This is a genomic window from Pseudomonas sp. S3_G06 (assembly GCF_054667565.1).
Genome location: NZ_CP162738.1, coordinates 1,036,970 through 1,060,108 on the forward strand (window position 1 = coordinate 1,036,970; position 23,139 = coordinate 1,060,108).

The following is a 23,139-nucleotide window of genomic DNA, read 5'->3' on the forward strand; positions in this document are numbered from 1 at the left end:
CCTGTTAATCCTTCGCGGGCTTGGTTTTATGAGTTGCCTTAAGAACGACTTTGTTTAGAAGGTAACTTGAGGGTAGGAGAAGCAATATGACCAGAATCGGTGCAACAGCCTTGTGCATATTCAAGTGCTCGACCAGCACATTGAGTAAAACTGCGCCGAGTACGTACTGCACGAGATAAATGGTCGGATAAACAAGCATGCCGATCACCGAGTGCTCGACCTTGAACACGACTTTCGAGTTGAAGAAGTAGGCAAAGACTATTCCGGCAACATAGGCGATCGCATAGGCTATCTGGTAGTTGATCACATAGCTGAGCAACAGATAGAGGCAGTAGGTTATTCCGGTATTGAGCCCGCCGCCGATCAGGAAGCTGATCCAGCGGCGAACTTGCGGATTGTTTTTCAGTGTGGTCACGGCGCGCTTTTTTTGGCAGTCAGCTTGGTGAACTCTGAATAATCACGGATGTAATCGTCAGCTTCGTAATAGTCCGAGGTGAACACCAGCAGTACCGCATCTTCGGAATATTTGTACTGGATACCCCAGGTCAGTGGCGGCAGATAGATGCCTTTGTTCGGAGCGTCGAGCAACACTTCGGCACGGTTGGTGCCGTCATCTACTACTACTGCGCAACTGCCTTTGACGCAAATCAGGAACTGGTGGCACTTGTGGTGGGCATGCTCGCCGCGGGTTTTCTGGCTCGGAACATTGAACACGAGAAAGTAACGCTTGGGGGTAAACGGAATTTCCTTGTGAAACTCACCTACGGAGAGGTCGCCGCGCATGTCCGCAATGTATTTGAAGCGGTGGGTGGTGACATCGCCGACGCCGATACGCACTACCGCATCATCCTGCTCCTGGGTTTTGACAGCAGGAGTCTTGGTGGCATCACTGGATGCGGAGTTTTCCACGTAGCCAGTTATACGCGCCGGAGAGCCAGTCACGATGGCGTACGGAGGTACGGACTTGGTAACGACCGCACCTGCACCCACCATTGCGCCGGTACCGATGGTGATGCCAGGCAGAATGACCGCGCCGCCGCCAATCGAGGCGCCGTCCTGGATGACCGTCTGCGAAAACGACTCCGGATATACCTTGGAGCGTGGGAACTTGTCGTTGGTGAACGTGGCGTTCGGGCCGATGAATACGTCGGAACCGATCCGCAAGCCGTCCCACACGTAAACACCGGACTTGATGGTGGTGCGATCACCGATCACCACGTCATTTTCAATCAGTGAGTGCGAGCAGACGTTGACGTCGTCACCGATCACCGCGTCCGGGAAGACCACAACGTATTGCCAGATGCGAGTGTTCTTGCCGATCTTCGAACTCTTTACATCGGCGCTGGCGTGGATGAACGGCTCAATCATTGGAATGTTCCTTGTTGTCGAGTTTCATGCAGACGATGGCAAGCGGTCGCTGCTTGCTGTTTTCGTAGGCGCGCCAGGCATAGGTGCCCACGAGCCCCAGGCCGAGCAGATTGAGTGTGCCCAACAAGAGCACCACCAGCATGGTGGCGGCATACCCTGGCACTTCGATAGCTCCAGACAACTTCGCAATGACCACCATGAAGCCGATGAACAGCGAAATGAGCGAACCCATGGCGCCCATGCGTGTGAGCAGTCTGATCGGGTAATCGGTAAACGCGAACACACTGTCCATCATGTACTCGAGTTTCTTCTTGAAGGTCCACGCCGATTTGCCTTCCAGGCGTGTCTGCCGTTCGTATTCGATGAACTTGCGCCGGAAGCCGAGCCAGAAAATAAGCGCAATCAGCGACGAGCGCGACTCGTTCAGCTGCAGCAACTGCTCGCGAAACGCCTTGTTGCAGCCGAAGATGTCGACCCCTCCTGCAGGCATGTCGTGCACCACCAGGCGGCGATACAGGCCCCAGAAGATCGACGACGCCATCCGGCTGGAGAACGGATCCTGGCGGGCATTGCGCGTACCGATGGCAACGTCGCATTCATCGTCGGACAGCGACTTGAAAAAACTGATCAAGAGTTCTGGCGGCTCTTGCAGGTCGGCGGCCATCACTCCGAAATAATCACCCTTGGCAGCCATCAGGCCGGTGCGAATGGCAGGGAACGACCCGAAGTTGCGCGAGTGCGCGAGCAATTGTGCAGAAAACTTCATGCTACCCAAAGCCTGTTTGAGCAACAGGAACGAGTCATCAGGGCTGCCATCCACCACAAACACCACCTCGAGCTGATTCTCGAGTGTGGTGTTCATGTCGGTCAGAGCCTGGATCAGCCGGGGAATCGAATCAGCGTTTTTATAGACTGGAACGATGACGGAATATCTCATGCAGTCCATCCATTGACGGCTGCAATCACGTTGCTGACTTCGGCGTCGGTCATTTCCGGGTAGCAAGGCAGCGTGAGGATGACCGAAGCCAGTTGCTCGGTGTTGACCAGGTTGAGACCGGCGAACTGTTGGCCGAATACCGGCTGCTTGTAGTCGGGGATCGGGTAGTGCACGTCGGAGGCGATCTGCGCTTCACGCAGGTGTTTTTGCAGAGCGTCACGTTTCGGCGACTTGATCACGTACAGGTGGGCAACCGAGGCCAAGCCCGTGTCTGGCGCGTGGTTGATGTCACCGTGGCGAATCTCGGTGCGGTAACGCTGGGCGATTTCGCGGCGGCGCGCATTACCCTCATCAAGGTGCGGCAGAAATTCGGACAGGATGGCCGCCTGCATTTCATCGAGGCGACTATTGCGGGCGCCTGCGAGCTCCACGCAATACTTGGATGACCACCCGTATTGGCGCAATTGCGCAACACGCTGGGCAATTGCAGCCGAATTGGTCACGACAGCGCCGCCGTCGCCCAGGGCTCCGAGATTCTTCGTGGGATAGAAGCTGAAACTGGAAGCGTCCCCGAAGGTACCCACCCGCTGACCATCGCGCTCGGCGCCATGAGCCTGGGCGCAATCTTCCAGCAGAGCAACCTTGTGCGCCGCGCAGTACGCGGCGATGGCCTTGATGTCCGGCACTGCGAGACCGTACAGGTGGGTAACGACAACGGCTTTGGCCCCGGTTTCGATCGCTTGCTTGACGCTCGCCAATGTGACCACATGAGTGTCCAGGTCGACGTCCATGAACAGCGGAGTTGCGCCGATGGCCAGTACCGATGTGGTGGTGTACATGCCGGCATTGGCCACTGTAGCGACCTGATCGCCTTCAGCGACACCGAGTGCCTTGAGCGCCAGCTCGATGGCGTCGGTTCCATTGGCGACGCTGATGCAGTGTCCAGCCTGCAGATATTCTGCGAATGCTGTTTCAAAGCGTTTGACTTCCGGCCCTAATACCACCCAACCGCTGTCGACCACGCGCTGCACCGAAGCGTTTATCTGCGACTTGAACTTGTCGATCTTCGCTGCGAGGTTGTTGATCTGTTGCATGGGTGCTCTCCATTTCGAAGCAAAAGGCGTCTGCTATCTTGATTTTGGCCGGTGTTAGCCGAGATTTGACGTGATGACGGAGCTGAAATCCTGTAACTGCGAGCGCTCCGATCACTTTTCCGCACGGATTCTATCCGTACCCTGAGTCCGCTCCAACAGCAAAGTGCAATTAGCGCCAGTGTTTGGCTTTGCGGTAGATGCGACTTGCACGATTGCCATCGCCACAGAAGTGGCTATGACGTTGTCGATTCAATAAACTGCCCGCCTCGTGCGCTAGCCGATCGATTTCCTGGCATCGCGCCAGAAGCGCGGTTCCGCCACTTGCAACAGCGTCGCTGCAGTGTGTTTGCAGTATCCATTTCTTCCAAGGGTCGCCCATGAGCACCAAGACATTTCTGGTAACGGGTGGCAGCGGTTTCGTGGGCCGGGCATTGATCGGCCGATTGCTTGCGTCAGCGGACTGCCATGTCGTGGCCCCTCTGCGCCGCGCCGAAACGGCTACGGATCCTCGCATCCATTCGGTCCAGTGGTCCGGTCTTGGCCGCGGGCAGGATCTATCGGAGGCAATGCAGGGCGTCGATTGCGTCATCCATACTGCGGCTCGGGTGCATATCATGAACGAGGTGGTCGCCGATCCGCTGGCAGCGTTCCGTCTAGCCAATGTGCAAGGCACTCTGGACCTCGCACGGCAAGCCGCGACGGCCGGAGTGCGGCGTTTCATCTTCGTCAGTTCTATCAAGGTCAACGGGGAGGGCACTGCGCCCGGGCGCGTGTACACGGCCGATGACATACCTGCGCCGGTCGATCCTTACGGCATCTCCAAGCACGAAGCCGAACAGGCGTTGCTGTCTTTGGCGGCCGGCACCGGCATGGACGTGGTCATCATTCGCCCGGTGCTGGTCTACGGCCCGAGCGTCAAAGCCAATTTCCTCAGCATGATGCGCTGGCTATATCGCGGCGTGCCACTGCCGTTCGGTGCCGTCGACAATCGGCGCAGCCTGGTGGCGCTCGATAATCTGATCGATCTGGTGCTGACGTGCGCCGAGCACCCGGCAGCTGCAAATCAGGTGTTTCTAGCCAGTGATGGTGAAGATGTCTCGACCACTCAGCTGTTGCGCAGGCTCGGCACCGCGCTTGGCAGACCGGCCCGGCTATTGCCGGTCTCCGTCGGCTTCATGAGCGGTGTGGCCAGATTGCTGGGCCGTGAAGCGCTGTCGCAAAGACTCTTCGGTTCTTTGCAGGTCGATATCAGCAAGAACCGCCAACTATTGAACTGGGTGCCTCCAGTGGCCCTTGATCGCGCCTTGAACCTGACGGCGCAGCATTTTCTGGATACTCGCCAAAAATGAATTACGGATGGTTCATCGCGATCATTGCACTTCTCTCCCTGACGCTGACCTGGGCTTTGCGTCACTACGCTCTGGCAAGAAGCCTTATGGATATTCCCAATGCGCGAAGCTCGCATTCGGTGCCAACCCCGCGTGGTGGCGGGGTGGCGATTGTTCTGACGTTCTTGTTGGCAATGGTGTATCTGCTGTGGCGGGATTTGATCGCGTTCGCGCCGTTTATCGCTATCGCCGGGGCGGGGGCGCTGGTCGCCGTGGTTGGGTTCATGGATGACCATGGACACATCGCTGCACGCTGGCGCTTGCTGGGGCATTTTGCTGCGGCGACCTGGTTGCTCTGGTGGTTAGACGGACTCCCTGCCCTGCAGTTCTGGGGCGTGGTGGTTGACCTGGGTGTTGTCGGTCATGTGCTGGCGGTGTTTTATCTTGTCTGGCTGCTCAATCTGTACAACTTCATGGACGGTATTGACGGTATCGCCAGTGTCGAGGCCATTTGCGTATGCCTCGGCGCCTGTCTGCTTGGCTGGCTGGGTGGTTGGCCGCAAGTGGTCTGGGCGCCGCTGCTGCTGGCAGTGTGCGTCGGCGGTTTTCTATTCTGGAATTTTCCGCCCGCTCGGATCTTCATGGGCGATGCCGGCAGCGGATTTCTCGGTATCGTGCTGGGAGGCTTGTCGCTGCAGGCGGCATGGCAGAGTGCCGAGCTGCTATGGGGCTGGCTGATTCTGCTCGGCGTGTTTATTGTCGATGCGACATTCACGCTGTTCCGGCGCTTGCTGCGCGGCGATAAAGTTTATGAGGCGCATCGCAGTCATGCCTATCAATATGCCTCTCGTCGGTTTGGCAGTCATCTGCCCGTCACTATTACCGTTGCCGTGATCAATATGTTCTGGTTGTTGCCGATTGCCGTGGCCGTTACGCATTTCGGACTGGACGGGAGCCTGGGCGTTTTTGTCGCCTATGCTCCTCTGCTGTGGCTTGCAATCGCATATCGTGCCGGCGAACTGGAAAAGAACTGAAAGGCCACCCCGTCACGGCTCTGTCATTTGGGTTTACAGTGCATGCCAGCAGTTCAGCAGAGGATTACAGCAGTTGAAGGGAGAGAACTGAGTGTTTGAAGAGTTGATGGACAAGGTTCGGGAGCGGCTCGTCGCATTGCCGAGGCGACGCAAACGCCTGATTCAGGTGGCAACGGACATCGTCCTGGTCTGGGCAGCCCTGTGGCTGGCGTTCATCGTCCGCCTGGGCATCGATGACATGTATAACCCGTTCAGAGTGCATGTCTGGCTGTTTGTCTGCGCCCCCGTCGTCGCTATCCCCCTTTTCATTCGCTTCGGCATGTACCGGGCTGTCATGCGGTATTTCGGCAATGACGCGCTGATTGCCATTATCAAGGCGGTAAGTCTTTCTTCGCTGATCCTGGCCGTTGTCGTGTACTGGTACAGCAACCACGAGGCCGTGGTACCGCGTTCGATCATTTTCAATTATTGGTGGTTGAGTCTGGTCATCATTGGCGGACTGCGCTTGTGTATGCGCCAATACTTCATGGGTGACTGGTTTACTGCAGCGCAACATGTGCCCTTTACCAATCGTGATAACGGCTTGACCAAGGTTGCCATTTACGGCGCGGGCGTCGCAGGCAATCAGCTGGTTGCCGCGTTGCGCATGGGCAAGGTCATGCGCCCGGTGGCTTTCATTGACGATGACGCCAGTATCGCTGACCGATCGATCTCGGGTCTGCATGTCTACAAACCCAAGCACATTCAGGAAATGATCGACGTTACCGGAGCCCAGGAAATCCTGCTGGCCCTGCCATCCTCCACCCGGGCCAGACGGCGGGAGATTCTCAACCTGCTCGAGGGTTTTCCTCTGCATATCCGCAGCGTGCCGAATTTCACCGATCTGGCCAGCGGAAGGGTGAAAGTCGAGGACATTCAGGAAGTCGACATCGCTGACTTGCTGGGGCGCGACGCAGTGCCAGCGCAACCGGACCTGCTCCAACGCTGCATCAGGGGCAAAGTCGTCATGGTGACCGGTGCCGGTGGCTCGATCGGCTCAGAGCTGTGCCGGCAGATTTTTGCCCTGGGCCCGACCACACTACTGCTGTTCGATCACAGTGAATTCAATCTCTATAGCATTTTGTCCGAACTGGAGCAGCGTGGGTGCAGGGAGTCGGTCAAGGTGCGTCTGTTGCCCATCCTCGGTTCCATTCGCCATCCGGACAAGTTGCTGGATGTGATGAAAACCTGGCAGGTCGACACGGTTTATCACGCAGCGGCTTACAAACACGTACCGATGGTCGAGCACAACATTGCCGAAGGTGTACTGAATAACGTGATCGGCACCTTGAATACCGCGCAGGCAGCCCTGCAGTCAGGTGTGGCCAATTTCGTGTTGATTTCTACCGACAAGGCCGTTCGCCCGACCAATGTTATGGGCAGTACCAAGCGCCTGGCCGAGCTGGTTCTGCAAGCGTTGAGCCACGAGATCGCTCCGGTCCTGTTTGGTGACAAGTCCAACGTTTCACGGGTCAACAAAACCCGCTTCACCATGGTGCGGTTCGGCAATGTGCTGGGGTCTTCCGGTTCAGTGATCCCGTTGTTCCACAGTCAAATCAAATCTGGCGGTCCTCTGACGGTGACCCATCCGAAAATCACCCGCTATTTCATGACCATCCCCGAGGCGGCCCAATTGGTGATTCAGGCCGGCTCGATGGGACAAGGCGGCGATGTGTTCGTGCTGGACATGGGCGAGCCGGTGAAGATCGTCGAGCTCGCCGAGAAAATGATTCACCTCTCGGGTCTGAGTATCCGCTCCGACCGCAACCCGCAAGGCGACATTTCCATCGAATTCACCGGATTGCGTCCCGGCGAAAAGCTCTACGAAGAGCTGTTGATCGGCGACAACGTTGCCGCAACACCGCATCCGATGATCATGACGGCCAATGAGGATCATCTACCTTGGGAAGTGTTAAAGGTTAAGTTGGCCAGTTTGTTGGCGGCGGTTGATGAGGATGATTACTCTCGCGTTCGCCAGTTATTGCGTGAAACGGTCAGCGGCTACTCCCCCGACGGCGAAATCGTCGACTGGATCTACCAGCAACGTCGTCTCGAGCCCTGATTGTTTCACATCCTGTAACGCTCGCATTTTTGACTTAGCTCCATCATGACCTAGGTTTGGAGAGCAGCTTGGGAAAAGTTGCTTTCTAAAACGATGATGGAGCGTCACTTATGCGTACCGGTTATTTCTACTCGCTGATTTTTGCTTTCCTCACCAGCGCCTCGATCGCTGCGATTGCTGCCCCTGTAGCGCCCACCGAGACAACAAAAGCGCCGTTGCTGATGGATGCAGCTGCGCCCTCGGCAAGCGCGAAGGTCGATCTCAACGGCGCGGATGCGGCGACGTTGCAGAAGGAGTTGGCGGGTGTGGGTGAGGCCAAGGCACAGGCGATTGTTGCGTATCGTGATACAAACGGGCCGTTCGCGTCGGTGGATGAATTGCTGGAAGTGAAGGGGATTGGCAAGGCGATTCTGGATCGCAATCGTGAAAAGCTGGAAGTGAACTAAGCTGACAGTTCAACGCCGAGAGGCCGGTCCTTGACCGGCCTTTTTATTGGGTGATGATCGGGTGGATGCCTGAACGCTGAAAATTACGGGTATCATATTGTGCCTTGATTATGCCTATAATAATTACGCTCGGGACTGATTCAGCAGTCGAATCGCCGCACACCGATGCACGTCGAATTTTGAATTGATAGGGGTAACCACGGTATGAACCAACGTCGAGTCGTCGTCACGGGCATGGGCCTGGTTTCACCCTTGGGCAGTGATGTTGAAATTGTCTGGCAGCGTTTGCTGGCCGGGCGTTCCGGGTTGCGCAACCTGCCAGATGCGGTTGTGGCTGACCTGCCGACCCGGGTCGGCGGGAGTGTGCCGACGGTGGAGGAGGACGCGGAGGCCGGGTTTGATCCGGATCGTGCGACGCCGCCCAAGGAACAGAAGAAGATGGATCGCTTCATCATGTTCGCCATGGAAGCGGCTCGGCAGGCGCTGGAGCAGGCCGGTTGGCATCCAGCCGACGCCGAAAGCCAGGAGCGCACTGCGACAATCATCGGCTCGGGCGTCGGTGGTTTCGGTGCGATTGCCGATGCGGTGCGTACCACCGACAGCCGTGGCCCTCGGCGGTTGTCGCCGTTCACCATTCCATCGTTTCTGGTAAATCTCGCGGCGGGTCATGTGTCGATCCAGCATGGCCTCAAAGGACCGTTGGGCGCACCGGTTACCGCCTGTGCCGCCGGGGTGCAGGCGATCGGTGATGCCGCGCGGTTGATCAGGGCGGGGGAGGCGGACATCGCGGTGTGTGGCGGCGCGGAAGCTTCGATTGATCGCGTCAGTCTGGCCGGTTTCGCGGCGGCGCGGGCGCTGTCCAGCGGCTACAACGACACCCCGGAAAAAGCTTCGCGTCCCTTCGACAGTGGGCGCGATGGTTTCGTGATGGGCGAGGGCGCCGGTCTATTGGTCATCGAGTCGCTGGAGCATGCGCTTGCACGCGGTGCGAAGCCGCTGGCCGAACTGGTCGGTTACGGCACCACCGCCGACGCCTATCACCTGACCGCTGGCCCGGAAGACGGCAGCGGCGCACGCCGGGCGATGCAATTGGCACTGGCTCAGGGCGGTGTAAAGCCGGAGCAGGTGCAGCATCTCAACGCACATGCGACGTCGACGCCGGTCGGCGATTTGGGCGAGTTGGCGGCGATCAAGGCGTTGTTTGGCACGCAGAACAAGATCGCCGTGACTTCGACCAAATCCGCCACCGGTCATTTGCTCGGCGCGGCCGGCGGGCTGGAGGCGATTTTCACGCTACTGGCGATTCGGGATCAGGTAGTGCCACCAACGCTCAACTTTGAAAACCCGGATCCGGCGAGCGAAGGGGTGGACATTGTCCATGGCGAAGCGCGATCAATGGCGATCGAATATGCGTTGTCCAACGGCTTCGGTTTCGGCGGGGTCAATGCGAGCGTGTTGTTCAAGCGCTGGGAAGGTTAATCGCTCGATTGCTTGAGATGTTCGCGGGTGACGTCGAGGATGCGCTGGGCGAAGTCAGCATCCGCGACGCTGCGTGACAGCAGCAGTGCACCGGCCAGGGTCGCCATGATGACAATGCTGTGATCGGCGCTGTTCTCGCCTTCGAGCGTGCCCTGAATTTGTCCGAGGCGAGCATTGAGGACTTCGTCACTGGTGGGGCTTGGCTGGCCGCGCAGGCCCAGCTCGGAGGAAATGGTCAGCAGCGGGCAGCCTTCGTGGGGCGAGGTTTGATGCCACTCCGACAGGTAGGTGTCGATGAACACTTGCAGCGGGTTTTCCTGCGCGAAGATTTCTTCGCACAGGCCCGCGACTTGCTCGCCGGCCTCTTGCAGGGCTTTTTCGACCAGTTCTTCCTTGGATCTGAAGTGCGAGTAGAAGCCGCCATGGGTCAAGCCCAGGGCTTTCATCAAAGGCTGCAGGCCGGTGGCGCCGATACCGTCCTTGCGAAATCGGGCGGAAGCTTCCTTGATGATGCGTTGATGGGTCTGGGCTTTGTGATCTGGCGAGTAACGCATGTGGAGCTCTCCGCGACGATGCTGCCATCTTAACCACGGAAGATTAAATGGTGACTGTACTTCTAAAATCTAAACAGCCTGCGGGTAAGTCCGATTGTGCTGAAAAAACAAACCCCGCCATTGCGGCGGGGCTCGTATCAGCGGTCTTGTGCATCCTTGGCATCCGCTTCGGCATTGCGCTGTGCGACGCGCTTGCGTTCTTCATCGGTCAGTTCGACCTTGTTGGCGGTGTCGCGCAACATCATCAATCCGCCGACAATCGAGCCGATCGCAACGACCAGAATCAACCAGGCATACCAGGGCATAACGGCTCTCCTTAATGGCAGCTCGACGGGCGAGGACTTCGCCGTGCGATGCTGCATACCACCTTTGAGCGAAACGACTTCGCGGTGGTTCCATTCTAGGCCGCTTATGCCCGGCACACCCGAACAGTGTTACAGACCGGTCAACATCGCATCCGCCGGCGCATCGGCACGCAGTTGCCCGGTCAGCATGAAGTAGCAGAACCCGACCGCCATGAAGCCGAGGAAAATCAGCCCGATCAGCGTGTTGAACCACGCCATCGCCACCAGGCAAACCACCGCCAGTACCAACGCGATCAGCGGAACCAGCGGATAGCACGGCGCGCGGAAAGTGCGCTCCAGATTCGGTTCCGATTTACGCAGTTTGAACAGGCTGAGCATGCTCATGATGTACATCACGATCGCGCCGAACACGGCCATGGTGATCATCGCTGCGGTGAGTGTCATACCGCCGAGGTTGATCAGGCCGTCGCTGTAGATCGCCGCGATGCCGATAAGCCCGCCAGCGATGATTGCGCGGTGCGGGGTCTGGAAGCGCGACAGTTTTGCCAATGAGGCGGGCAGGTAACCGGCGCGGGCGAGGGCGAAGAATTGTCGTGAGTACCCGAGGATGATGCCGTGGAAACTGGCGACCAGGCCGAACAGGCCGATCCACACCAGCATGTGCAGCCAGCCGGAGTTGTCGCCGACCACGGTTTTCATCGCCTGCGGCAGTGGGTCGTTGATGTTGGACAAGGTGCGCCAGTCGCCAACACCGCCCGCGAAGAACATCACGCCCATGGCCAGCAGCACCAGGGTCAGGATGCCGCTGATGTAGGCTTTTGGGATCGTGCGTTTCGGGTCCTTGGCTTCTTCGGCGGCCATGGCGGCGCCTTCGATGGCGAGAAAGAACCAGATCGCGAAGGGAATCGCCGCGAACATGCCGGCAATCGCCGGCGCGCCGAAGACATCGGAACCGGCCCAGCCATTCAGGGCAAAGTTGCTGAAGCTGAACGCCGGCGCGACCACGCCCATGAACACCAGCAACTCAGCCACCGCCAGCACGCAGACGATCAGCTCGAACGTCGCGGCCAGTTTCACCCCCAGAATGTTCAGGCCCATGAACACGATGTAGGCGCCGACCGCCGCGTGTTTCGGGTCCAGTGCCGGAAATTGCACATTCAAGTAAGCGCCAATCGCCAAAGCAATCGCTGGCGGGGCGAAGACGAATTCGATCAGCGTGGCCAGTCCGGCGATCAATCCGCCTTTTTCGCCAAACGCGCGGCGGCTGTAGGCAAACGGCCCGCCGGCATGGGGAATCGCGGTGGTCAGTTCGGTGAAACTGAAGATGAAGCAGGTGTACATGGTCGCGACCATGAACGAGGTCACGAGAAAACCCAGCGTACCGGCCACGCCCCAGCCGTAACTCCAGCCGAAATATTCCCCGGAAATCACCAGCCCCACGGCAATGCCCCACAGGTGCAACGTGCCCAGCGTGGGTTTGAGTTGTGTGTTCATGCGCTTGCTCCCTGAAGGATTGGAAAGCTTCGGGGGAGGGCGTGTGCAGTGGGCGTGCCATCGCAGTGAAACAAGTCGTAATAAGTTGAAAGCTGTCGTATCGGGAATGTTCGCAGCTGGATGAGCGATTTTTGTGCGCCAGTTGGGAGCAGCGGAGTCTGTTATGCCGCCTTCGCGGGCAAGCTCGCTCCCACAGGTTTTTGCGTCGTCCGCAGAGTTCGATTCCGGCACGGAACCTGTGGGAGTCGGGCTCGCCCGCGATGAGGTCCGACCTGACGCTGCAAAAACCTGCTGTAACGCCGGCATAAACCCACTCTTTACGCTTTCTTTATGACCCACGCCGCGCCTCGCTCTCGTTCCTTTACAGCCTCCTTCCCGACAATCGCTGCACACACGGCAATACGCCGTTACACGGAGATCTTCCATGAGCGTTCTGGACGGGGTGTCACTGCTGTTGGCAGTGGGGCTGTTCATTTATCTGTTGGTTGCGCTGTTGCGCGCGGACCGGAACTAGGAGCGGCTATGCACAGTTATGACTATTGGCTGATCCTCGGGTTTTTTGCGCTGGTCCTGCTGCCGGCGCCGTTCCTTGGGCGCTTCTATTACAAGGTCATGGAGGGCCAGCGCACCTGGCTGACGCCGATTCTCGGACCGGTCGAGCGCGGTTGCTATCGTCTTGCCGGGGTCGATGTGCAGACGGAGCAGAGCTGGCAGAAGTACACGCTGGCGCTGTTGGCGTTCAACCTTGCCGGTTTCCTGCTGCTGTTTGCGATTCTGCTGTTCCAGGATCACCTGCCGCTGAACCCGCAAAACCTGCCCGGCCAGGAATGGACCCAGGCGTTCAACACCGCGGTCAGTTTCATGACCAATACCAACTGGCAGTCCTACAGCGGTGAAGCGACCCTCAGCTACCTGAGCCAGATGGTCGGTCTCACCGTGCAGAACTTCGTCAGCGCCGCCACCGGCCTCGCCGTACTTGTCGCGCTGTGCCGTGGCATCGGCCGTAAGTCGGCGCAGACCCTCGGCAACTTCTGGGTCGACATGACCCGCGCCACCCTCTATGGCCTGCTGCCGCTGTGCCTGCTGCTGGCGCTGTATCTGGTCTGGCAGGGCGTGCCGCAAACCTTCGCCCAGTATGTAAATGCCGTGACCCTGCAAGGCGTCGATCAAGTGATCCCGCTCGGCCCGGCTGCCAGCCAGATTGCGATCAAGCAGTTGGGCACCAACGGTGGCGGTTTCTTCGGCGTCAACTCGGCGCATCCGTTCGAGAACCCGACCGCGTGGAGCAACCTGTTCGAAGTCGCCTCGATCATTCTGATCCCGGTGGCGCTGGTGTTCACCTTCGGCCATTACGTCAAGGACCTGCGTCAGAGCCGCGCGATCATCGCCTGCATGCTGGCGTTGTTCCTGATCGGCGGTGCGACATCGTTGTGGGCCGAGTATCAGCCGAATCCGACCCTGAACAACGCCGCTGTCGAGCAGACTGCGCCGCTGGAAGGCAAGGAAGCGCGCTTCGGTACCACCGCGACGGTGCTGTGGTCGGTGACTACCACGGCGGCTTCGAACGGCTCGGTCAACGGCATGCACGATAGCCTCAACCCGCTGAGCGGCATGGTTGCGCTGGTCAACATGATGGTCGGCGAAGTGATCTTCGGCGGTGTCGGTGCCGGGCTCTACGGCATGTTGCTCAACGTGCTGATCGCGGTGTTCCTCGCCGGTCTGATGATCGGTCGTACGCCGGAATACCTCGGCAAGAAGCTTCAAGCGCGTGAGGTGCAATTGTTGGTGGTGACGCTGCTGGTGATGCCCGTCGGCGTGCTGGTGCTCGGCGCGATTGCCGCCACGGTTCCCAGCGCTGCAGCAACCATCAGCAACCCCGGCGCGCACGGTTTCAGTCAGTTGCTCTACGCCTACACCTCGGCGAGCGCCAACAACGGTTCGGCATTTGGTGGCCTGGGCGCGAACACGCCGTTCCACAACCTGATGCTCGGTCTGGGCATGTTGATCGGCCGCTTCGGCTACATCCTGCCGGTGCTGGCACTGGCCGGTAGCCTGGCGATGAAGAAAAGCGCACCGGTCGGCCAGAACAGCTTTCCGACTCACGGCCCGCTGTTCGTGACCCTGTTGACCGTGACCATTCTGCTGGTGGGCGGCCTGACGTTCTTGCCGACGCTGGCGCTCGGTCCTGTCGCCGAACATTTAAGTATGGGCTTCTAAGGAATCCATCATGAATATGCCTGCAATCAAACCCGCCGCCGTCAAAGCGCCGGAACAAGCCAAAACCGCGATCTCGGCCCTGTGGCGCCCGGCGCTGGTGCAAGCCTTCGTCAAGCTCGACCCACGGCAGCTGGCGCGTTCGCCAGTGATGCTGGTGGTCGAACTGACGGCGATTTTCACCACCGTGCTGTGCTTCATTCCGGACGCTGATGTGCCGACCTTCGTCGCCGCACAAATCGCTCTGTGGCTGTGGTTCACCGTGCTGTTTGCCAACTTCGCCGAAGCCTTGGCCGAAGGTCGTGGCAAGGCTCGCGCCGACAGCCTCAAGGCCGGCAGCGAAGGCCTCAGCGCCCGCTGCCGCCAAGCCGATGGCAGCTTCAAGATCGTGCCGGCTGCCAGTCTGCGCAAGGGCGACGTGGTGCGAGTCGAAGCCGGGGAAATGATCCCCGGTGACGGCGAAGTCATCGAAGGCATCGCGGCGGTCAACGAAGCGGCGATCACTGGCGAATCGGCGCCGGTGATCCGCGAGTCTGGCGGCGACCGCTCGGCCGTCACCGGCAACACGCGGTTGGTGTCCGACTGGCTGCTGGTGAAGATCACCACCAACCCTGGTGAATCGACCCTCGACCGCATGATCGCCCTGGTCGAAGGCGCCAAGCGTCAGAAGACCCCGAACGAAGTCGCGCTGGATATCCTGCTGATCGGCCTGACCCTGATCTTTCTGCTGGTGGTCGTCACCCTGCAACCGTTCGCGCATTTCGCCAATGGCAGCCTGCCGCTGGTGTTCCTCGTGGCGTTATTGGTCACGCTGATTCCGACCACCATCGGCGGTCTGCTGTCTGCCATCGGTATCGCCGGGATGGATCGCCTCGTGCGCCTGAATGTGATCGCCAAATCCGGTCGCGCAGTGGAAGCGGCGGGTGACGTGCACGTGCTGTTGCTCGACAAGACCGGCACCATCACCTTCGGCAACCGTCGTTGCAGCGCGGTGTATGCCGCGCCGGGTGTGACCGGGCGTGAGCTGGCCGAAGGCGCGCTGTTCGCCTCGCTGGCCGATGAAACCGCTGAGGGCAAATCGATCGTCGAGTTCCTCCGTGGCCTGCATCCGCAACCGGAGCCGGCCCCGGAAACCCTGACCGCCGTGCCGTTCAGCGCGGAAACCCGCTTGTCCGGCGTCGATTATCAGGGCCGCGTGTATCGCAAAGGTGCGGTGGATTCGCTGCTGGCGTTTCTCGGTCAGCAACGTAGCGATCTGGCCCCGGCGCTGGCGCGGGAAATCGACAAGATTGCCCAGAGCGGTGGCACGCCGTTGCTGGTCTGTGCAGACGGTAAGTTGCTTGGCGCGATCCATCTCAAGGACGTGGTCAAGCCAGGCATTCGTGAGCGTTTTGCCGAGTTGCGCAAACTGGGGATTCGCACGGTGATGGTCACCGGCGACAACCCGCTGACCGCTGCTGCGATCGCCGCTGAAGCGGGCGTCGATGATGTGCTCGCCGAAGCCACGCCGGAGAAGAAGCTCGCGCGGATTCGTCACGAGCAGAACGACGGCCGCCTGGTCGCCATGTGCGGCGACGGCGCCAACGACGCCCCGGCCCTGGCCCAGGCAGACGTCGGGATGGCGATGAACGATGGCACGCAAGCGGCACGCGAAGCGGCGAACATGGTCGATCTCGACAGCGACCCGACCAAGCTGCTCGACGTGGTGCAGATCGGCAAAGAATTGCTGGTGACCCGTGGCGCGCTGACGACCTTTTCCATCGCCAACGACATCGCCAAATACTTCGCGATTCTGCCGGCGCTGTTCGCCTCGATTTACCCGCAGCTGGGCGTGCTGAACATCATGCATCTGAGCAGTCCGCAAAGCGCGATTCTCTCGGCCATTGTGTTCAACGCGCTGATCATCGTTGTGCTGATTCCACTGGCATTGCGCGGCGTGCGCGTGCAGGCGGCGAGTGCGGCGGCGTTGCTGCGGCGCAATCTGCTGATCTATGGCGTCGGCGGGATTGTCGTGCCGTTCTTGGGGATCAAGGTGATCGACATGCTGCTTACGGCGTTGCATCTGGTGTAACGCTTTCGCGAGCAGGCTCGCTCCCACCTGAAACTGCATTCCCCTGTGGGAGCGAGCCTGCTCGCGAAGAATGCGCCACTGCTTATCTGACTCAACACAGTACTGGTTTCTGAATCGAGGATTCTGCAATGTCCACAATGATACGCCCGGCCCTGACCCTGTTGGCGCTGATGACCCTGATCACCGGCGTCGCCTATCCACTCGCGGTCACCGGCATCGCCCAGGTCGCTTTCCCGGCTCAGGCCAACGGCAGCCTGATCCACGACGCCGACGGCAAAGTCCGCGGCTCGGCGCTGATTGCTCAGGATTTCAGCGGTGACAACTGGTTCCACCCGCGCCCGTCCGCCGGGGCTTTTGCCACGGTCGCCAGCGGCGCCAGCAACCTCGCGCCGAGCAATCCGGCCCTGGCGACCCGCGTAATCGAAGACGCGCAAAAACAACAAGTCGCTGGGCAGGGGCCGGTGCCATTGGCCTTGCTGACCACCTCCGCCAGCGGCCTCGATCCGCACTTGCCACCGGCGGCAATTGCCTATCAACTGGCGCGTGTCGCGGCGGCGCGCAATCTGCCGGTGTCGACCTTGCAGCAACTGCTCGATAAGCACATCGAACAGCCGCTGGTGGGGCCGCCGGTGGTGAATGTGCTGGAGCTGAATCTGGCACTGCAAAACCTGTAATCGGCGGCGCGGCCATTCGCGAGCAGGCTCGCTCCCACCTTTGGAATGCATATCCATGTGGGAGCGAGCCTGCTCGCGAAGGCGCCCTGACAATCACCGCATAAACATCAGAAGAAAGAGAGCATCCCCAGCATGAGCGACTCCGGCCGCGCCGACGCATTGTTAGCAGACCTGCCCCGCGATGGCCGTGGCCGGCTCAAGGTTTTCCTCGGCGCGGCGCCCGGGGTCGGCAAGACCTACGCCATGCTTCAGGCCGCGCATACGCAACTGCGCCAGGGCGTGAAGGTTCTCGCCGGCGTGGTCGAAACCCATGGCCGCGCCGAAACCGAAGCCTTGCTCGGCGGCCTGCCGCAGCAACCGCTGGTGCGCAGCGAATACCGTGGCGTGCTGCTTGAGGAAATGGACCTCGACGGCATTCTCGCCGCCAAACCGAAGCTTGTGCTGGTGGATGAACTGGCCCACAGCAACGCCCCCGGCAGCCGTCACGCCAAGCGCTGGCAAGACATTCAGGAACTGCTCGCCGCCGGCATCGATGTGTTCACCACGGTCAACGTCCAGCACCTGGAAAGCCTCAATGATCAGGTGCGCGGCATCACCGGCGTGCAGGTGCGCGAAACCCTGCCGGACTGGGTCCTGCAGGAAGCCTTCGAGCTGCTGCTGATCGACCTGCCGCCGCGTGAATTGCTCGAGCGTCTGCGCGAAGGCAAGGTCTACGTGCCGGAGCAGGCCCGCGCGGCCATCGACGCTTTTTTCACCCAGACCAATCTCACCGCACTGCGTGAACTGGCGATGCAGACCGCCGCCGCGCAGGTCGACAACGATCTCGCCCAGGGCTATCGCCAACTCGGTCAGGCCGCGCCGGCGGTGCGCGGGCGTTTGCTGGTCGGCATCGATGGCGATGCGCAGGCCGAACGGCTGGTGCGTCACGCCAGCCGCGTCGCCCAGCGCCGGCATCTGCCGTGGAGTCTGGTGCATGTCGACAACGGCAGTGCCCGTGACGAGCAATCGCGGTTGCGTTTGCAAAGCGCCCAGCAACTGGCCGAACGCCTCGGTGGCGAAGTGGTGCTGTTGCGGGCGGGCGAAGTGGCGAAAACCCTGATTCAACACGCCGCCGAGCGCCGCGCCAGTCTGTTGCTGGTCGGCCAATCGCGGCCACGTCTGCGCCGTCGACTGTTCGGCGGTGGTCTGGCGGCGCGCCTGCTGCGTCAGGCTCACGGTCTGGAAATCAACGTGCTCGACAGTGATCACGAGCAGCACCAACCGCGCCCGCGCAATTCAGTCACGCTGGTATGGTTCGACTACGCGCTGGCGCTGGTCGCGACGTTGTTGGCCACGGCCTTGGCCTGGGCGGTGTCGAGTGTGTTGCCGTTGCCGAACATCTCCTTGGTGTTTCTCGCGGCGGTGTTGCTGGTGGCGGTGCGCAGCAGCCTCGGCCCGGCGCTGGCCTGTGCGGCGCTGTCGTTTCTCACCTACGATTTTCTATTCATCCCGCCGAATTTCTCGTTCAGCATTCAGCGCGAAGAAGACGTGCTGACGCTGCTGTTCTTCCTGTTGATGGCGGCGCTCACCGGCAACCTTGCGGCGCGTCAGCGGCGGCAGTTGCAGGCTTTGCGCGATACCCAGGAAGAGACCAGCGAACTGCTCGACCTGTCGCGCAAACTCACCGCCGCGACGGATCGCCAAGCCGTGATCAGCGCTGCCGCGCAACACCTCGAAGGCTGGAGCGATGTGCAATTGTGCTTGCTCAACCGCGACGGCCAGGGCGGCTGGAAAGTCGAAACCGGCGGGCCACTGCAATTTACCGAGGCCGAACGCGCCGCCGCCGATTGGGCCTGGCAACACGATCAACCGGCGGGCAAGGGCACCGGTACCTTGCCGCTGGGGCGTTGGTGGTGGTGGCCGTTGTCGGTCGAGGACGGGCCGCTGGCGTTGCTTGGTGTTTGCGCCAAGGAAGGCCAGAGCTTGAGCGGTCAGCGCCGACGTTTGCTCACTGCGCTGAGCCAGCCGTTGGCGCAAGCCCTGGCCCGCGCGCAATTGGCCGATGACCTCGAAGCGGCGCGTCTGCACGGCGAAACCGAACAGTTGCGCAGCGCTTTGCTGGCCTCGGTGTCCCACGATTTGCGCACGCCGCTGACGGCCATGCGCGGCAGCATCGACAGCCTGTTGGCCCTCGGCGAAGCGATCCCGCTGGAGGATCGCCGCGAGCTGCTCGAAGGCACCCGCGATGAGGCCGAACGCCTCGACCGCTACATCCAGAACCTGCTCGACATGACTCGCCTCGGCCACGGCGCCTTGAAGCTGGCGCGCGACTGGGTATCGCCGGCCGATATCGTCGGCAGTTCGCTCAATCGCCTGCGCGCCGTGCTGGCGCCGCTGCAGGTCAGCACCGAAGTGCCGGCCGAGCTGCCGTTGCTGTATGTGCACGCGGCGTTGATCGAGCAGGCGCTGGTCAATGTGCTGGAAAACGCCGCGCGATTTTCGCCCAGCCACGGTCGCCTGCAACTGCGCGCCGGCGCCGATGAGCAGGAGATTTTCTTTGCGGTCAGCGACGAAGGCCCGGGGATCCCTGAAGAGGACCGAGCGAAGATTTTCGACATGTTCTACACCGCCGCGCGCGGTGATCGCGGCGGGCAGGGCACGGGGTTGGGGCTGGCGATCTGTCAGGGCATGGTCGGCGCCCACGGCGGGCGTATTTCCGTGGCGGACGGCATCGACGGGCGCGGCACCTGCATCACCTTGCACCTGCCGTTGCAGGCGCAGCCGGGGATGGACGGTGAAGCTTGAAGTCGACTGCGCTACTCTCTTGCCAATCTATTGTGTTGATGTGAATTCATGAGCCAGACCGCGACCATTTTGGTCATCGACGACGAACCGCAGATTCGCAAATTCCTGCGCATCAGCCTCGCTTCACAAGGCTACAAAGTGCTCGAAGCCGGCACCGGCGCTGAAGGCCTGGCACAAGCCGCGCTGAGCAAACCGGACCTGGTGGTGCTCGACCTCGGGTTGCCGGACATGGACGGTCAGCAGGTCCTGCGCGAATTGCGCGAATGGGCGACCACGCCGGTGCTGGTGCTGTCGGTGCGCGCCAGTGAAGGGCAGAAGGTCGAGGCGCTGGATGGTGGCGCCAATGACTACGTGACCAAGCCGTTCGGCATCCAGGAATTCCTCGCCCGGGTCCGCGCGTTGTTGCGTCAGGCACCGGCGGGGGAGGCGCAGCCAGCGGCGCTGAGTTTCGGCCCGTTGACCGTGGATCTGGCCTATCGGCGCGTGCTGCTCGACGGCGCCGAAGTCGCCCTGACCCGCAAGGAATACGCGGTGCTGGCGCAACTGGCGCGGCATCCGGGGCGGGTGATCACCCAGCAGCAATTGCTCAAGGATATCTGGGGACCGACGCACACCGAGGACAGTCATTACCTGCGCATCGTGGTCGGGCATCTGCGGCAGAAACTGGCGGATGACCCGACCCGGCCGCGGTTTATCGTGACTGAGGCGGGGGTGGGGTATCGGTTGTTGAGTGAAGCTGGCTGAGCTGACGCTTTCGCGAGCAGGCTCGCTCCCACAGGGGAATGCATTTCAAATGTGGGAGCGAGCCTGCTCGCGAAGAGGCCATCAAATACTCCGAAAAATCCGCATCAGTTCAACCCTGCTCCTGCTCATACCGATCCAGCGTATCACTGGCAATCTGTCTGCCCAGCGCGATCAACTCCGGCGCTTTGTAGAACTCGAAAAACCGGCATACCCGCTTCGGCACGTTGATCAGGATATCCGGCGGATACCCGGCGATCTTGTACTGCGCCAGTGAGGTCTGCATCACCTCGAAACTCTGGTTGATCAAATCCAGCAGCGACGCCGGCCCGACGTTATCGATGATGAACGAACCTGTGGCGGATTTCGGCGCGCCTTCGCGTTCCGGGGCGGCGGCCGGTTGCTGGCTTTCCGGTTCGACGCCTTCGAGCCACGGATTGATCTCCGCCGCCTCGGCGCGCAACGCTTCCTGTTCCAGCTTCAACAATTGTTCGGCCTGTTTACGGCGGAATGGCAACTTCGAACCCATGGATTTGATCAGACTGTCGAAGCGCGAACGGAACGCCGCCGGCCGCTCAATCACCGGCAACTTGTACTGGCGCTGATTGGTGGCGTTGAGGTTGACCGCGATGATCAGGTCGCAATGGCTCGATACCACCGGAACGATCGGCAACGGATTGAGAATGCCGCCGTCGACCAGCATGCGGTTGCCCTGCATCACCGGGGTAAACAGGCTGGGAATCGCCGCCGAGGCGCGCATGGCCTGATGCAGGCAGCCTTCCTGAAACCAGATTTCCTGCTGGTTGGTCAGGTCGGCGGCGACGGCGGTGTAGGGGATGCGCAGGTCTTCGATGTTGATCTCGCCGACGATCTTGCGAATCTGCCCGAAGACCTTTTCACCGCGAATCGCGCCGAGACGGAAACTCACATCGACCAGGCGCAGCACGTCGAGGTAATCAAGGCTTTCGATCCAGCGCCGGTACTCATCCAGTTTGCCGGCGGCATAGATCCCGCCGACCACCGCGCCCATCGAACAACCGGCAATGCAGGCGATGTCGTAGCCGCGTCTTTCAATTTCTTCGATAACGCCGATATGGGCATAGCCCCGGGCGCCACCGGAGCCCAGCACCAGTGCGACACGCTTTTTCATCAAACTTCCTCCCGACAAGCCTGCACAATGCACGCATCGGCCAAGCGGCTCAATCGCCAAGGTCGTTGCGTGAAGCAGTGACGTCGTTTTTCGTTCGCGGCGCACGCTTGCGCGCTATGCTCTGCGCCACGTGGTTTGACCGATCAGCGAGGCACTTTTTCGCCGCTTGACCGTCTTACCTGCACGACTGTTGACCTACCTTGAGGTGTGAGTGATGAAAGCCTGGATCTGTGTACCGTTGATGGCTCTGGTTCTGGCCGGTTGCGCCGGCAAAACCGCGTACCGCGACAGCTGCGGCAGCCAACTCGACGCGGCCTGGCACGAACTGGACCTGGCCAAGGCTGAAGGCTTCGCCGGCACCGTCAGCTATTCCAAAGCGCTGTCGCTGCTGACCGCCGCCAAGACCCAGCAACAATTCGAAGGCTTCGAAGGCTGCAGCAAAAAAGCCGAGAAAGCCCGCTTCTACATTCGCGAATCCCGCGCAGGACGTTAAAAAAGCAGCTGCAAGTTTCTAGTTGCAAGCGGCAAGCTTGAAGCAAACGCATTCAGCTTGAAGCTTGTAGCTAGAAGCTTGCAGCCGTCTACGGAGTAGACCCCCATGATCGATCGCTTGGTGGCTCATGTTTTGAGCCTGGATGTGCGGCTGCTGGCATGTCAGGCGCGCTTGACTGCGCGCACTGATCCCGAGGCGTTGCATGATTTGCGCACTACGGTGCGGCGCTTGCGCAGTCTGTTGCGGCCGTTGCGCGGCTTGCCGGGTGTCGAGCAACTGGAGGCGGCGGCTTCTGCGGTGGGCGATCTGACCACACCGTGGCGTGATCGCGAAGTGCTGGCGGCGTATCTGCTCGAGCATCATCAACCCGAGGCTGCGCAGCGGCGTCTGGCGCAAATGGCCGAGGCGTATCCGGCGCTGGCGGCGAGTGCGGAACTGGCTTCGTTGCTGATGATTCTCGACGCATTTCCACGGTTTCTGCGCGCGTCCGAGCGTCAGGGCTTACTCAAGGATCTGGGTAAACGCATTGAAAAACGCTTGGGCAAACAATGGCAGAAACTCGATGCGGCGCTGCACGATCCCGCCCATGACCGCCATCGTCTGCGCCTGCTGATCAAGCGCGTGCGCTATGGCATCGAAGCCTATCCCGAGCTCGATCGCTTGCCGAAACCGGCTTACAAACGCCTGAAATCGGCGCAAGGCGCATTGGGCGACTGGCACGATTGCTGGCAATGGCTGGCGCGTGCCGAGCAGGAGGCTGATCTGCAACCGTGCGTGGCCACCTGGCAGGCGGGGTTGATCAAGGCAGAGCTGAAGGCCGATCAAGTGCTGGAAAAGCTCAGCGTGACGTGTTTCAAACATTCCTGAAGATG

21 protein-coding genes are annotated in these 23,139 nt (G+C 60.5%); 13 read left to right on the top strand and 8 right to left on the bottom strand.

What is annotated here, in order from left to right; genetic code table 11:
* Positions 1 to 4 precede the first annotated feature (4 nt).
* The 4 genes from AB4N47_RS04720 to AB4N47_RS04735 are packed head-to-tail and all read right to left on the bottom strand — an operon-like array spanning position 5 to position 3,399.
* Positions 5 to 415, bottom strand: coding sequence for a GtrA family protein (locus AB4N47_RS04720; RefSeq protein WP_235374471.1), 411 nt, complete (start codon positions 413 to 415; stop codon positions 5 to 7).
* Positions 412 to 1,368: a WxcM-like domain-containing protein gene (locus tag AB4N47_RS04725; protein ID WP_341639362.1), complete on the bottom strand. Its 957-nt coding sequence runs from the start codon at positions 1,366 to 1,368 to the stop codon at positions 412 to 414. Before AB4N47_RS04725 ends, AB4N47_RS04720 begins: the two co-directional genes overlap by 4 nt.
* On the bottom strand, positions 1,361 to 2,305 hold the full coding sequence (locus AB4N47_RS04730; RefSeq protein ID WP_341639363.1) for a glycosyltransferase family 2 protein: 945 nt from the start codon (positions 2,303 to 2,305) through the stop codon (positions 1,361 to 1,363). Before AB4N47_RS04730 ends, AB4N47_RS04725 begins: the two co-directional genes overlap by 8 nt.
* A complete protein-coding gene (locus AB4N47_RS04735; protein WP_341639364.1) occupies positions 2,302 to 3,399 on the bottom strand; it encodes a DegT/DnrJ/EryC1/StrS family aminotransferase in 1,098 nt (365 codons plus the stop codon). The genes AB4N47_RS04730 and AB4N47_RS04735 overlap by 4 nt, the downstream gene beginning before the upstream one ends.
* 377 nt (positions 3,400 to 3,776) lie before the next feature.
* On the opposite strand from AB4N47_RS04735, the gene AB4N47_RS04740 reads away from it, so the two are divergent.
* The 5 genes from AB4N47_RS04740 to fabF all read left to right on the top strand — a co-directional run bounded on the left by AB4N47_RS04740 (position 3,777) and on the right by fabF (position 9,787).
* Positions 3,777 to 4,748 carry a UDP-glucose 4-epimerase family protein gene (locus AB4N47_RS04740; RefSeq protein WP_341639365.1) on the top strand — a complete coding sequence of 324 codons (972 nt, stop codon included), beginning with the start codon at positions 3,777 to 3,779 and terminating at the stop codon, positions 4,746 to 4,748.
* Positions 4,745 to 5,761 carry an MraY family glycosyltransferase gene (locus AB4N47_RS04745; RefSeq protein WP_341639366.1) on the top strand — a complete coding sequence of 339 codons (1,017 nt, stop codon included), beginning with the start codon at positions 4,745 to 4,747 and terminating at the stop codon, positions 5,759 to 5,761. Before AB4N47_RS04740 ends, AB4N47_RS04745 begins: the two co-directional genes overlap by 4 nt.
* A 106-nt stretch (positions 5,762 to 5,867) precedes the next feature.
* Positions 5,868 to 7,862: a polysaccharide biosynthesis protein gene (locus tag AB4N47_RS04750; RefSeq protein ID WP_445941221.1), complete on the top strand. Its 1,995-nt coding sequence runs from the start codon at positions 5,868 to 5,870 to the stop codon at positions 7,860 to 7,862.
* A gap of 110 nt (positions 7,863 to 7,972) precedes the next feature.
* Entirely contained in the window at positions 7,973 to 8,308 is a 336-nt protein-coding gene (locus tag AB4N47_RS04755; RefSeq protein WP_056788395.1) for a ComEA family DNA-binding protein, read from the top strand.
* A gap of 204 nt (positions 8,309 to 8,512) precedes the next feature.
* Positions 8,513 to 9,787, top strand: a complete 1,275-nt coding sequence (fabF, locus tag AB4N47_RS04760) for a beta-ketoacyl-ACP synthase II (protein WP_073472389.1) — start codon at positions 8,513 to 8,515, stop codon at positions 9,785 to 9,787.
* Here the strand turns inward: fabF and AB4N47_RS04765 are convergent.
* The 3 genes from AB4N47_RS04765 to eat form a co-directional block, all read right to left on the bottom strand.
* Positions 9,784 to 10,341, bottom strand: coding sequence for a TetR family transcriptional regulator (locus AB4N47_RS04765; RefSeq protein ID WP_122611494.1), 558 nt, complete (start codon positions 10,339 to 10,341; stop codon positions 9,784 to 9,786). The genes fabF and AB4N47_RS04765 overlap by 4 nt on opposite strands.
* 137 nt (positions 10,342 to 10,478) lie before the next feature.
* Positions 10,479 to 10,646, bottom strand: a complete 168-nt coding sequence (locus tag AB4N47_RS04770; protein WP_016770901.1) for a DUF2897 family protein — start codon at positions 10,644 to 10,646, stop codon at positions 10,479 to 10,481.
* Between the two features lie 129 nt (positions 10,647 to 10,775).
* Positions 10,776 to 12,140: an ethanolamine permease gene (gene eat, locus AB4N47_RS04775; protein WP_016770900.1), complete on the bottom strand. Its 1,365-nt coding sequence runs from the start codon at positions 12,138 to 12,140 to the stop codon at positions 10,776 to 10,778.
* A 424-nt stretch (positions 12,141 to 12,564) separates the two neighbouring features.
* Here eat and kdpF point away from each other — a divergent pair, with 424 nt between their 5' ends.
* The 6 genes from kdpF to AB4N47_RS04805 all read left to right on the top strand — a co-directional run bounded on the left by kdpF (position 12,565) and on the right by AB4N47_RS04805 (position 20,627).
* Complete coding sequence (gene kdpF / locus AB4N47_RS04780) at positions 12,565 to 12,654, top strand: K(+)-transporting ATPase subunit F (RefSeq protein ID WP_007899818.1); 90 nt, start codon at positions 12,565 to 12,567, stop codon at positions 12,652 to 12,654.
* A gap of 8 nt (positions 12,655 to 12,662) precedes the next feature.
* Complete coding sequence (kdpA, locus tag AB4N47_RS04785; RefSeq protein ID WP_460154426.1) at positions 12,663 to 14,357, top strand: potassium-transporting ATPase subunit KdpA; 1,695 nt, start codon at positions 12,663 to 12,665, stop codon at positions 14,355 to 14,357.
* A gap of 10 nt (positions 14,358 to 14,367) precedes the next feature.
* The gene (gene kdpB / locus AB4N47_RS04790; RefSeq protein WP_341639368.1) at positions 14,368 to 16,425 is read left to right on the top strand and encodes a potassium-transporting ATPase subunit KdpB; all 2,058 of its coding nucleotides are present in this window, start codon (positions 14,368 to 14,370) and stop codon (positions 16,423 to 16,425) included.
* 128 nt (positions 16,426 to 16,553) lie between these two features.
* Positions 16,554 to 17,099, top strand: coding sequence for a potassium-transporting ATPase subunit KdpC (kdpC, locus tag AB4N47_RS04795; protein WP_041478316.1), 546 nt, complete (start codon positions 16,554 to 16,556; stop codon positions 17,097 to 17,099).
* A gap of 132 nt (positions 17,100 to 17,231) precedes the next feature.
* On the top strand, positions 17,232 to 19,883 hold the full coding sequence (locus AB4N47_RS04800) for a sensor histidine kinase (RefSeq protein ID WP_073472405.1): 2,652 nt from the start codon (positions 17,232 to 17,234) through the stop codon (positions 19,881 to 19,883).
* 48 nt (positions 19,884 to 19,931) lie between these two features.
* Positions 19,932 to 20,627 carry a response regulator gene (locus AB4N47_RS04805; protein WP_016770895.1) on the top strand — a complete coding sequence of 232 codons (696 nt, stop codon included), beginning with the start codon at positions 19,932 to 19,934 and terminating at the stop codon, positions 20,625 to 20,627.
* Positions 20,628 to 20,736: 109 nt separating this feature from the next.
* On the opposite strand, the gene AB4N47_RS04810 is transcribed toward AB4N47_RS04805, so the two are convergent.
* Positions 20,737 to 21,774: a patatin-like phospholipase family protein gene (locus AB4N47_RS04810; RefSeq protein WP_076563739.1), complete on the bottom strand. Its 1,038-nt coding sequence runs from the start codon at positions 21,772 to 21,774 to the stop codon at positions 20,737 to 20,739.
* A gap of 214 nt (positions 21,775 to 21,988) precedes the next feature.
* Between AB4N47_RS04810 and AB4N47_RS04815 the strand changes: the two genes are divergently transcribed.
* Both AB4N47_RS04815 and AB4N47_RS04820 read left to right on the top strand, forming a co-directional pair.
* Positions 21,989 to 22,267 (top strand): hypothetical protein, encoded by a 279-nt coding sequence (locus tag AB4N47_RS04815; RefSeq protein WP_016770894.1) that lies wholly within the window; start codon positions 21,989 to 21,991, stop codon positions 22,265 to 22,267.
* Positions 22,268 to 22,372: 105 nt separating this feature from the next.
* Complete coding sequence (locus tag AB4N47_RS04820; RefSeq protein ID WP_341639369.1) at positions 22,373 to 23,134, top strand: CHAD domain-containing protein; 762 nt, start codon at positions 22,373 to 22,375, stop codon at positions 23,132 to 23,134.
* Positions 23,135 to 23,139 lie beyond the last annotated feature (5 nt).

Excerpts from the sequence above, each read along its gene's own strand:
- AB4N47_RS04725 (WP_341639362.1), bottom strand. The coding sequence starts at position 1,368 with ATGATTGAGCCGTTCATCCACGCCAGCGCCGATGTAAAGAGTTCGAAG.
- AB4N47_RS04730 (WP_341639363.1), bottom strand. The coding sequence starts at position 2,305 with ATGAGATATTCCGTCATCGTTCCAGTCTATAAAAACGCTGATTCGATT.
- AB4N47_RS04735 (WP_341639364.1), bottom strand. The coding sequence starts at position 3,399 with ATGCAACAGATCAACAACCTCGCAGCGAAGATCGACAAGTTCAAGTCG.
- AB4N47_RS04740 (WP_341639365.1), top strand. The coding sequence starts at position 3,777 with ATGAGCACCAAGACATTTCTGGTAACGGGTGGCAGCGGTTTCGTGGGC.
- AB4N47_RS04745 (WP_341639366.1), top strand. The coding sequence starts at position 4,745 with ATGAATTACGGATGGTTCATCGCGATCATTGCACTTCTCTCCCTGACG.
- AB4N47_RS04750 (WP_445941221.1), top strand. The coding sequence starts at position 5,868 with ATGGACAAGGTTCGGGAGCGGCTCGTCGCATTGCCGAGGCGACGCAAA.
- AB4N47_RS04755 (WP_056788395.1), top strand. The coding sequence starts at position 7,973 with ATGCGTACCGGTTATTTCTACTCGCTGATTTTTGCTTTCCTCACCAGC.
- fabF (WP_073472389.1), top strand. The coding sequence starts at position 8,513 with ATGAACCAACGTCGAGTCGTCGTCACGGGCATGGGCCTGGTTTCACCC.
- AB4N47_RS04765 (WP_122611494.1), bottom strand. The coding sequence starts at position 10,341 with ATGCGTTACTCGCCAGATCACAAAGCCCAGACCCATCAACGCATCATC.
- AB4N47_RS04770 (WP_016770901.1), bottom strand. The coding sequence starts at position 10,646 with ATGCCCTGGTATGCCTGGTTGATTCTGGTCGTTGCGATCGGCTCGATT.
- eat (WP_016770900.1), bottom strand. The coding sequence starts at position 12,140 with ATGAACACACAACTCAAACCCACGCTGGGCACGTTGCACCTGTGGGGC.
- kdpF (WP_007899818.1), top strand. The coding sequence starts at position 12,565 with ATGAGCGTTCTGGACGGGGTGTCACTGCTGTTGGCAGTGGGGCTGTTC.
- kdpA (WP_460154426.1), top strand. The coding sequence starts at position 12,663 with ATGCACAGTTATGACTATTGGCTGATCCTCGGGTTTTTTGCGCTGGTC.
- kdpB (WP_341639368.1), top strand. The coding sequence starts at position 14,368 with ATGAATATGCCTGCAATCAAACCCGCCGCCGTCAAAGCGCCGGAACAA.
- kdpC (WP_041478316.1), top strand. The coding sequence starts at position 16,554 with ATGTCCACAATGATACGCCCGGCCCTGACCCTGTTGGCGCTGATGACC.
- AB4N47_RS04800 (WP_073472405.1), top strand. The coding sequence starts at position 17,232 with ATGAGCGACTCCGGCCGCGCCGACGCATTGTTAGCAGACCTGCCCCGC.
- AB4N47_RS04805 (WP_016770895.1), top strand. The coding sequence starts at position 19,932 with ATGAGCCAGACCGCGACCATTTTGGTCATCGACGACGAACCGCAGATT.
- AB4N47_RS04810 (WP_076563739.1), bottom strand. The coding sequence starts at position 21,774 with ATGAAAAAGCGTGTCGCACTGGTGCTGGGCTCCGGTGGCGCCCGGGGC.
- AB4N47_RS04815 (WP_016770894.1), top strand. The coding sequence starts at position 21,989 with ATGAAAGCCTGGATCTGTGTACCGTTGATGGCTCTGGTTCTGGCCGGT.
- AB4N47_RS04820 (WP_341639369.1), top strand. The coding sequence starts at position 22,373 with ATGATCGATCGCTTGGTGGCTCATGTTTTGAGCCTGGATGTGCGGCTG.